Source organism: Oleiphilus sp. HI0067 (assembly GCF_001635735.1).
Genome location: NZ_LWFI01001077.1, coordinates 20,444 through 30,332, shown reverse-complemented (window position 1 = coordinate 30,332; position 9,889 = coordinate 20,444). Strand labels below are relative to the sequence as shown.

Below are 9,889 nucleotides of genomic sequence, written 5' to 3'. Positions count from 1 at the left end.
CTTATCTTTCACTGAAACCATAATTGATGTTTTATCTTCGCCGCTCGCAGGCACGACCTCAGAACCGATAATAAGAAAACGTGTCGTGTTATCAGGACTGTCTTCTACATTTTTTGCTAGGAAATCTAAATCGTAGAGCTCTGCCGCCATATCACTTGCGATGGCAGCAACTCCAGGCTCCTCAGCGGCTAGTTTCGCAGCCTTACCATTGCTCGATACAGCAATACGCTCAACCTGCGGACAATGCGAATCCAACCATTTTCTGCATTGTGCTAGCGCCTGCTGGTGCGCATAAACGCGGGTCACATTCTCAAGCTTGGTTTCAGTTCCGCTGAGCAAGTTGTGGTGTATGCGAAGCTTTACCTCACCTGCAATAAATAAAGGTGAGTCTATAAAGCTGTCTAAAGTATGATTAACAATCCCTTCAGTTGAGTTTTCAACTGGCACGATGCCATAGTTCACTTGCCCCGACTCTACTTCTCGGAATACTTCATCAATAGCTGAAAGCGGTTCCGCTTTTACGAAATGACCGAAATGTTTGAGTGCCGCAGCATGCGTAAATGTACCTTCTGGGCCTAAGTAAGCAACTTTGAGAGGGCGCTCTAGGGCTAAACAACAAGACATGACCTCACGAAATAGTTTCGCCACATCCTCGTCAGGGAGAGGGCCTTCATTGCGCTCCATCACTGAGCGTAAAACTTGCGCCTCACGCTCAGGACGATAGTACTGAACCTCTTCACCATTTGAAGCAGCTTGCTTTACTTCAGCAACCTGTTGCGCACATTTTGCACGCTCATTCAGCAAACGATGAATTTCACTATCAATTCGATCTATATCTTTACGCAAGCGGCCTAACGCTTCTGCTTCATTCGTCATATCAAAGCCAATTACTGCAGTGTATCGCCATCAGTTGAATCACTTGAAGAGTCACTCTCAGAAGATTCAGCTTGTACCGCACCCTCTTCGACACCCTCATCATCTAATTCTTCTGACTCTGGTTCTTCGATACGCTCTACAGCCACTAAGCGTTCACCCTCTTGGGTGAGTTTAATTAAACGAACACCTTGTGTATTACGACCAAGGACAGAAACTTCTTCAGTGCGCGATCGAACGAGAGTGCCCTTGTCACTGATCAGCATCATTTCATCGCCTTCAAATGTTTGAACAGCGGACACTAAGCTTCCGTTTCGATCAGACACTTGCATTGCGATGACACCCTGACCACCACGATTGATGACTGAGAATTCATCAAGACGTGTGCGCTTGCCGTAACCGTTCTCACTTGCCACCAACAACAAGCCATCTTCCTCAGGAAGAATCAAAGAAACAACTCTGTGATTTTCTGGCAACTTAATACCACGCACACCACGCGCCGTTCTGCCCATCGCACGCACATCATTCTCATCGAAACGGATCATCTTACCGTGACTACCCATGAGCATGATGTCACGCTCACCATTAGTGATAGCAGCGCCAATCAACGTATCGCCATCATCCAAACCTAAAGCGATAAGACCTGAAGGGCGCGGACGCGAGAAGTTCTCTAGAGGCGTTTTCTTCACGGTGCCGTTCGCGGTCGCCATAAATACGTAATGATCGGCTGCGTATTCATTAACGGACAGGAACGTCGTAATACGCTCACCTTCGTCAAGCGGCAAAATATTCACCATTGGCCGGCCACGTGAACCACGGCTTGCTTGCGGAATCTCAAAGGTACGCAACCAATACACTTTACCTTTGTTTGAGAAACACAAAATCGTGTCATGTGAATTCGCGACAACGAGTTTCTCAATAAAATCTTCATCTTTCATTGTGGTAGCAGACTTACCGCGCCCACCACGACGCTGCGCCTGATATTCTTCAAGCTTCTGCGTTTTCGCATAACCTGCATGCGAAATAGTGACAACTAAATCTTCTTCAGTAATTAAGTCTGCAACTGTTAGGTCTCGACGCGAAGACATGATTTCTGTGCAACGCTCATCACCATACTCTTCTTTGATAGCTTCAAGCTCTTCACGAATAACAGCCATCAATTTATCTGGATCGCTTAAGATACCAAGAAGCTCAGTGATGCGTTCAAGAATCTCTTTGTATTCTGCAATGAGTTTTTCTGTCTCAAGACCAGTCAGACGGTGCAAGCGCATGTTAAGAATTTCTTGTGCTTGCGTCGGAGAAAGACGGTACTTACCGTCAACAAATCCATATTCCTCGCCTAGATCATCAGGCTTACACGCATCAACGCCCGCTTTCTCGAGCATGCCGACTACAGCACCTGGCTCCCAAGCTTGAGCAAGCAAAGCTTCTTTCGCTTCAGCAGAGGTTGGAGATTTCTTAATGAGCTCAATTACTGGATCGATATTCGCAAGCGCGACGGTAAGACCTTCGAGAATATGGCCACGCTCTCTCGCTTTACGTAACAAATAAACAGTACGACGGGTAACGACTTCTCTACGGTGCTTAACAAAAATCTCAAGTGACTGCTTAAGATTAATCGTCTTTGGCTCACCATCAACAAGCGCAACCATGTTGATACCAAACACGTTCTCAAGCTGAGTTTGAGAATACAAGTTATTCATAATTACATCTGGCACTTCACCTCGACGTAACTCAATAACAATACGCATGCCCTCTTTGTTTGACTCATCTCGAAGCTCGGTAATCCCTTCGATCTTTTTATCTTTAACAAGCTCTGCGATTTTCTCAATCAAACGCGCCTTGTTAACCTGATAAGGAATTTCTGTAACGACAATGCGCTCTTTACCTTTCGCGTCTGTTTCCACTTCATAACGCGCGCGTAGATAAATTTTACCGCGACCAGTCTGATATGCCTGAACAATACCAGCTCGACCGTTAATAATCGCTGAAGTCGGGAAATCTGGACCAGGAATGTAATCCATCAACTCATCAGTCGTAATATCTGAATTGTCTAACAAGGCTAAACAGCCACTGACAACTTCATTCAAATTATGCGGAGGAATGTTCGTTGCCATACCAACCGCAATACCTGATGAACCATTCACCAATAAGTTAGGAACACGAGTCGGTAAGACTTCTGGGATTTGCTCTGTGCCATCATAGTTAGGAACAAAATCGACCGTTTCTTTCTCTAGATCAGCAAGCAAAGAATGCGCAAGCTTCTGCATACGGATTTCCGTATAACGCATCGCAGCTGGATTATCCCCATCGATAGAACCGAAGTTACCCTGACCATCTACCAATGTGTAACGAAGAGAAAATGGCTGAGCCATACGAACAATTGTATCGTAGACCGCAGAATCACCATGTGGGTGGTATTTACCGATCACATCACCAACAACACGAGCAGACTTTTTGTATGCTTTGTTCCAATCGTTGTTCAATTCACTCATTGCGAAAAGAACACGTCGGTGAACAGGTTTCAAACCATCACGAGCATCTGGCAATGCTCTACCAACGATTACGCTCATCGCGTAATCAAGGTATGACTGCTTCAACTCATCTTCAATATTTACGGGAAGGATTTCTTTAGCGTGATCACTCATAGGGAGTGCATTCCTTTCATTTCGATCGTTTTTGTAATGCTCTTAGAGCACTTATCGTTATTAGGCAAAAATTGAAGCGCTTTGCCTTTCTTTGCGTTTTACTGAAACCAAAAGCAATTTTGGAAGTTAGCGCAAAATTAATCAACGCACTATACCATAAGCACAAAACAAAAGAGAGCATTTAGCGCGTTTTAGAGGGCTTGTTAACGCACTATTTTTGAATAAGATCTGAAAGCGAAGAAAGCGCAACAGAAAGTCGCGCCTTAGAACTGAAATTTACGCGAATACGACCGTTTTGTTTTCATGAATGATAACACGATCTTCAATATGCAATCGCAAGCCACGCGCCAACACAGTCTTCTCTGCATCCTTGCCTAGGCGCACCATATCTTCGATCGTATCACTGTGATTAATACGAATCACATCCTGATCAATAATCGGCCCCTCATCGAGATCTTGCGTCACGTAATGACACGTTGCGCCGATCAACTTCACACCACGATCATAAGCCTGATGATAAGGTTTTGCACCCGCGAAACTTGGCAAGAAACTATGGTGAATATTAATCACCCTTCCCTCATAACGCTCACACAAATCTGGAGGTAGTATCTGCATATAACGCGCAAGCACGACTAAATCCGTTTCGTAAGAATCGACCAACTCTTCGATTTGCTTAAATGCCTGCGGTTTTGTTTCTTTTGTGACAGGAACGTAGTGGTATGGAATCTCGTGCCATTCAACCATCCGACGCAAATCTTCATGGTTCGCGATCACAGCAACAATATCTATGTTCAACTCACCACTATGCCAACGATGCAGAAGATCAGCCAAACAATGCGATTCCTTTGAAGCCATCAAAACAACTTTCGGCTTTTGATGCGAATCAGCAACGGACCACTTCATCGAAAACTCATTTGCAATCGGCGCAAACGCCGCTTTAAAGCCTTCCAGATCAAAAGGCAGAGAACTTGCCTTAATCTCGTTACGCATAAAGAACCAACCGTTCTTTTGATCCGCGTGATAACTCGCCTCAGTAATCCAACCATTGTATGTCGCTAAAAAGTTACTCACTTTTGCGACAATCCCGGTTCGATCAGGACACGAAACAACTAAACGATAGGTTCTTTCCATTACTTCAATTCCAATACAGTCGGCTTAAACCGAGCAGAGCAAACGCAACTATTGACCAAGCAACTCGCTCGTTCTTGCTGCACAGATAAAATCATTTCTATGCAGACCTCCAATTTTGTGAGACCACCACGTCACCGTTAAACACCCCCACTCCACAATAAGCCTAGGATGATGCCCAACCTGCTCAGCATAATCACCTATCGAATTGGCGAATTCTTGCGCTTTAACAAAATTTGATACTTTAAAAACACGATGAAGGCGATTTTGCCCCTCTTCATGAATGACTTCCCAACCATCAACTTCAGATAACAAGTCTTTGATCTCATTGTCAGAAAGACGAGGCGCGTCTGCACGACACGCCTCACAAGTTTCTTTACTTAACATATATACCTCCTATTGAGCATGACAAAACAATAGCAGTACGCATCAGGACCTTATACCGATTTGGCAGAAATGATCTTGTCATGCCATTCAACAGGCGCAGTCTGATGAACAGACGTACCCAATGCATCTACCGCAACAGAAACCGGCATATCGACAACGTCAAATTCGTATATCGCTTCCATACCTAGTTCAGGGAATGCGACCACCTCAGCGTTCTTAATAGCCTTAGAAACTAGGTACGCAGCGCCGCCCACGGCCATCAAATAAACTGATCCGAACTCTTTGATTGCGTCAATTGCTACTTGTCCGCGCTCTGCTTTACCAATCATTCCAAGCAAGCCTGTTTTCTCGAGCATCGTGTGCGTAAATTTATCCATACGCGTCGCAGTGGTCGGACCCGCTGGACCAACAACCTCATCACGAACAGGGTCAACCGGCCCGACGTAATAAATAAAGCGACCAGTTAGATCAACCGGCAGCTCTTCACCGCTGCTGATCATTTCAACCATCTTCTTATGCGCTGCATCACGACCCGTCAGCATTTTACCCGACAACAAAACTGTATCGCCCGGCTTAAGATCAGCAACCTCTTCTTTCGTGACGGCATTAAGGTTAATACGCTTCACATTTTCTCCAGCTTCCCACGTAATTTCTGGCCAATCATCAAGACTAGGCGGAGTTTGTAGCGCTGGACCAGAACCATCCAAAGTAAAGTGTGCGTGGCGAGTAGCAGCACAATTTGGAATCATCGCAACAGGCAATGAAGCCGCATGAGTCGGATAATCTTTAATCTTGATATCAAGAACGGTCGTCAAACCGCCAAGACCCTGTGCACCGATTCCTAGCTCATTAACACGATCCATAATCTCAAGACGAAGTTCTTCAATACGATTTTGTGGACCGCGCTCTCGCAACTCATGAATATCAATAGGATCCATCAATGACTCTTTCGCCATCACTGCGGCTTTCTCTGCCGTACCACCAATACCAATACCTAACATCCCCGGCGGACACCAACCTGCCCCCATTGTTGGTACAGTTTTAACGACCCAATCAGCAATGCTGTCAGAAGGATTAAGCATCACCATCTTAGATTTATTCTCAGAACCGCCACCCTTAGCCGCCACTTCTACATGAACTTTGTCACCTTCGACAATTTCGTAATGAATAACAGCAGGAGTATTGTCTTTAGTATTTTTACGCGCGCCAGCTGGGTCAGCCAAAATAGATGCACGAAGAACATTGTCTGGATGTGTATAAGCACGACGCACACCTTCGTTGATCATGTCACTCAAACTCATTTGAGCATCCCACTGAACATTCATACCTACTTTCACGAAGACCGTTACAATGCCAGTGTCTTGACAGATTGGACGCTTACCTTCAGCACACATGCGCGAATTAATAAGAATCTGAGCCATAGCATCTTTAGCAGCCTGCGACTCTTCACGTAAATACGCTTCGTGAACCGCCTTGATAAAATCTGCTGGGTGGTAATAAGAAATAAACTGCAGCGCGTCTGCAACACTCTCGATCAAGTCATCTTGGCGAATCGTAGTCATATCCGTCTCTTAATTCTTTTTGCTGGGAGGGTTAAATGCGCGTGCGTTACGGCACAACACAAATTTGTGGCACGAAATTGTACTCTCAAACCCAATTTCTTTGTAGTCCGAATAAATAGCGTTCAAAAACATTGGGCATAGGTCTAAAAAATAGTTAACAAGCCATTGAACCATAGGGAAAAACTCGACATCAAAAAGATATGGTCTAACGTTAAGGGATATACGAATAGAAAGTGTATTCGAAGAGCGATATTTCATCGTCACAAATTAGAACAATTAATGTCTTTTTCATAACACGACTTACGTGTAGAAAAGCGCCAAGAAATAACAGCAATCTTAGGTGAAGGTCCTAACTATGTTGAAGAAAACTCTATTAAGTGCCGCAGTTGCCTCGTCATTCGCACTGAGCGGCTGTCTTGACGACTCCCCATCAACAACCGAAAACGCAGGGTCAGTTACAAACCCTCCTGTAGCCAATGGTGTATTTCCAATTTTCTCGCCATCGGAAGCAAAGTTCCCTGTCCCTAACGATTTATTGTATTCATCTGAAACCGCAGGCGATGGCACATTTGTGGACCTAGGCGTCCCAAATCCTCTACCACCTTATTCTGCCTCAGAATACAATCCAGTAACGGCAGCTCTAGGCGGATTGAGCGGTGCATCTACAGTAGCGCCAATTGATATCGCAATGAGTGGTTTAATTGATCCTGCAAGCCTTAAAGGCCAAAGCGATGGAGCAGAACAAAACGTATTTCTGATTGCTCTAGAGTACGCAAGCGGTTCGCCAGTCCAAGGTTTATCAATCGGAGAGCCTCCACAAGCCGCATCTTCGCAACCAACATTCGAGATCGAACATAAGGTATTGGACGGAAACTCAACCATCCGTATCAATCCTACTTCAGTACTTGAGCCACTTACTCGGTACATCGTTGTAGTAAAGAATACGATTACTGATCAAGCAGGCGAATCAATCATTAAATCTCCAGGTGCTGCAGGTTACGAAGCTTTGACAGACGAAACCAACCCGCTTTCTGGCTCATTGGCGGCATTACAACCAGTCCAAGCGCTAATCAATGGTTTATGGGAACCTATCGCGATCGCGGGCATCCCTGTAATAGATAGCGATGCAGATATTGCGCTGACATACAGCTTTACCACATCTGGGGATGAAAAAGTTTTAAATTATATCGCTGAACCTAATTTATGGTTCAACGACCAGATCACTCGTTTTGTTGGCGTTAGCACAGCGACAGCGATCGTGACTGATCAGACAGATCTAAATATGGACGGAAAAGTTGACTACACCGACGTCAACCTTGCTACACAAGGTGCTCTTGCAGCATTCCCAATAAACCCTAGCGACCCAACAGACACAACAGTTGCTGACGCTCTGGCGCCATTACAAGCAGGATTTGGCCTTCTCCCAGCACCTTGCCCTGGATTAACACCTGACGGAACAAATGGCGTAGCTTATATAAACTGTATCAGCGGTGCTCTAGTTGCCCTTCCATCAGGAGTAGGCGGATTCGCAGACCTATTGCCTACACCTAAAGCAGCTGAGATTGACTTTACGGGCTCTACACCGGTCACACACCCTGGTTACGCAAACGTCTCGATTGTACAAGGCACAATGAAAGTTCCATACTACTCTAGACCTCCCGCTGACATCGGCGCACCAAACGAAGGGGAGAATATTGCCCTCGGTACAGGCGCGCCAATCAAATACTTAAGCTGGGAAGCAGATAATGTTTTAGCCACGGCGATCAACACTGCATTCCAAGACATCGGCTTAGTCCTGCCACAAGCAGATCCTGCTATAACAACAGCTGTGAACTACATATTCCCATTCCCTAAGAAACAGGATGCCGATGTAACAACGCCTGCAGATTACTCAACTCCAGCGACCGTGGCATCTACCGTAGAGGATATGACTATACCTATTACCATTGCTTATCCTAATGGCATCACTGGTGCGAACGTAACACCAATGAAAACTATGATAATGGGACACGGCCTAGGTGGAAGTCGCAGCATTGCTCTCGGCGCAACGGGATCTGGACTCGTAGCTTCAGCTGACACGGCAACAGTTGGAACACTTGGTTTCGCGGCCTTTGACTTGGCTGTCGTTGCGATTGATCAGCCTCTGCACGGCTTAAAAAGTGATGCAATGGTTGACCCAGACAACGACTCATCGACGGACAATGACGTAACAGTACTAACTAAAACTGACTCTGAAAGACATTTTGGATATGCTGACGCAGGCTCAGGCCTACCACCCAAAGAGCTGACAGAAGAAGATAACACCTCTCTACTGTTCGTAAATGTAGAAAGCTTTCTTACTACACGAGACAATAATCGCCAAAATGCTCTCGACCTAATGGCTCTTCGTAAGGCTATTGGAGGCATTGATCTGACAGGAATGAGCGGCTCAGGAACAGATTTAGACGGCTCAGACGTGTACTATCAAGGCTACTCATTAGGCACAATTAGTGCTCAAGCTACTGTCGCTGTAGCAAATGGTACGGTCGATACCAATGACGACTTTAAGTCTGCTTTTTTCTCAACTCCTGGCGGTGGTATTGCACGCTTCTTTGAAAGCTCACCCGCTTTTGCTGGCAACATTGTTGATGGACTCGCTGCTGCCGGTTTAACTTCTGATACAGCAAACTATCAAGCGTTTTTAAACACGATTCAAGCTTCTGTAGATGCTTTTGATGCAATCAATTTCGTTGGAGACTATGAAGCGCAAGGTACAAAAGTCCTATATTACACAGCTTCAAACGACCAAGTAATTCCCGTTTCGCAAGTGCCTGGTAGGACTCTTCAAACTCCGGCGGGGACAATTGCTGCAAGTGAAATTAACGCATCGGTCTCTTATCTTTCTGGTGCAGAGCCGTTACTAATTGAAGCAAATATCGTTCAAGCTGATGGGGCAACTGATTTCGATGCGAATAACTTTGCAATCGAGGATCCAGGAGCAGTTACTGTAAATCGAAATGTAATTCGCTTTAAACCTGGAGCGGGGTCTCATGGCGGCCCATGTCCTGTGATAGATGACGAAGCCGCCACATTGGCAAGAGCAACAGAGTTCGGAGGCTATGCTCTAGGCATGCTGAACCCTACTGGCGGCGGCACAATAATTCAAGTGTCGAGTACTACCGTTAGCGATGCTATTGATGCCGCGCCAATTGAGCCATTTTTCATCGATGCTCTTCAGTGTTCTCCAGCTTCCTCATAATCGCCGGATAGCTCTCTAAAAAAACCTCGCTCTGCGGGGTTTTTCTTTTTTTA

General features: G+C 45.6%; 6 protein-coding genes. 1 reads left to right on the top strand and 5 read right to left on the bottom strand.

Annotation, left to right across the window (positions count from 1 at the left end; translation table 11 throughout):
- From pheA to A3739_RS15020, 5 genes are all read right to left on the bottom strand, one after another.
- Positions 1–876, bottom strand: an 876-nt coding sequence (gene pheA / locus A3739_RS15040) for a chorismate mutase (RefSeq protein WP_068501939.1), incomplete at its 3' end; no start/stop codon positions are given.
- An 11-nt stretch (positions 877–887) separates the two neighbouring features.
- Positions 888–3,521 (bottom strand): DNA gyrase subunit A, encoded by a 2,634-nt coding sequence (gyrA, locus tag A3739_RS15035; protein ID WP_068501936.1) that lies wholly within the window; start codon positions 3,519–3,521, stop codon positions 888–890.
- A gap of 276 nt (positions 3,522–3,797) precedes the next feature.
- Positions 3,798–4,652: a formyltetrahydrofolate deformylase gene (gene purU / locus A3739_RS15030; protein WP_068477017.1), complete on the bottom strand. Its 855-nt coding sequence runs from the start codon at positions 4,650–4,652 to the stop codon at positions 3,798–3,800.
- Between the two features lie 48 nt (positions 4,653–4,700).
- Positions 4,701–5,036 (bottom strand): 4a-hydroxytetrahydrobiopterin dehydratase, encoded by a 336-nt coding sequence (locus tag A3739_RS15025; RefSeq protein ID WP_068500301.1) that lies wholly within the window; start codon positions 5,034–5,036, stop codon positions 4,701–4,703.
- A gap of 50 nt (positions 5,037–5,086) precedes the next feature.
- On the bottom strand, positions 5,087–6,598 hold the full coding sequence (locus A3739_RS15020) for a fumarate hydratase (protein WP_068501934.1): 1,512 nt from the start codon (positions 6,596–6,598) through the stop codon (positions 5,087–5,089).
- 355 nt (positions 6,599–6,953) lie between these two features.
- Between A3739_RS15020 and A3739_RS15015 the strand changes: the two genes are divergently transcribed.
- A complete protein-coding gene (locus A3739_RS15015) occupies positions 6,954–9,836 on the top strand; it encodes a hypothetical protein (protein WP_068501931.1) in 2,883 nt (960 codons plus the stop codon).
- Positions 9,837–9,889: the final 53 nt, after the last annotated feature.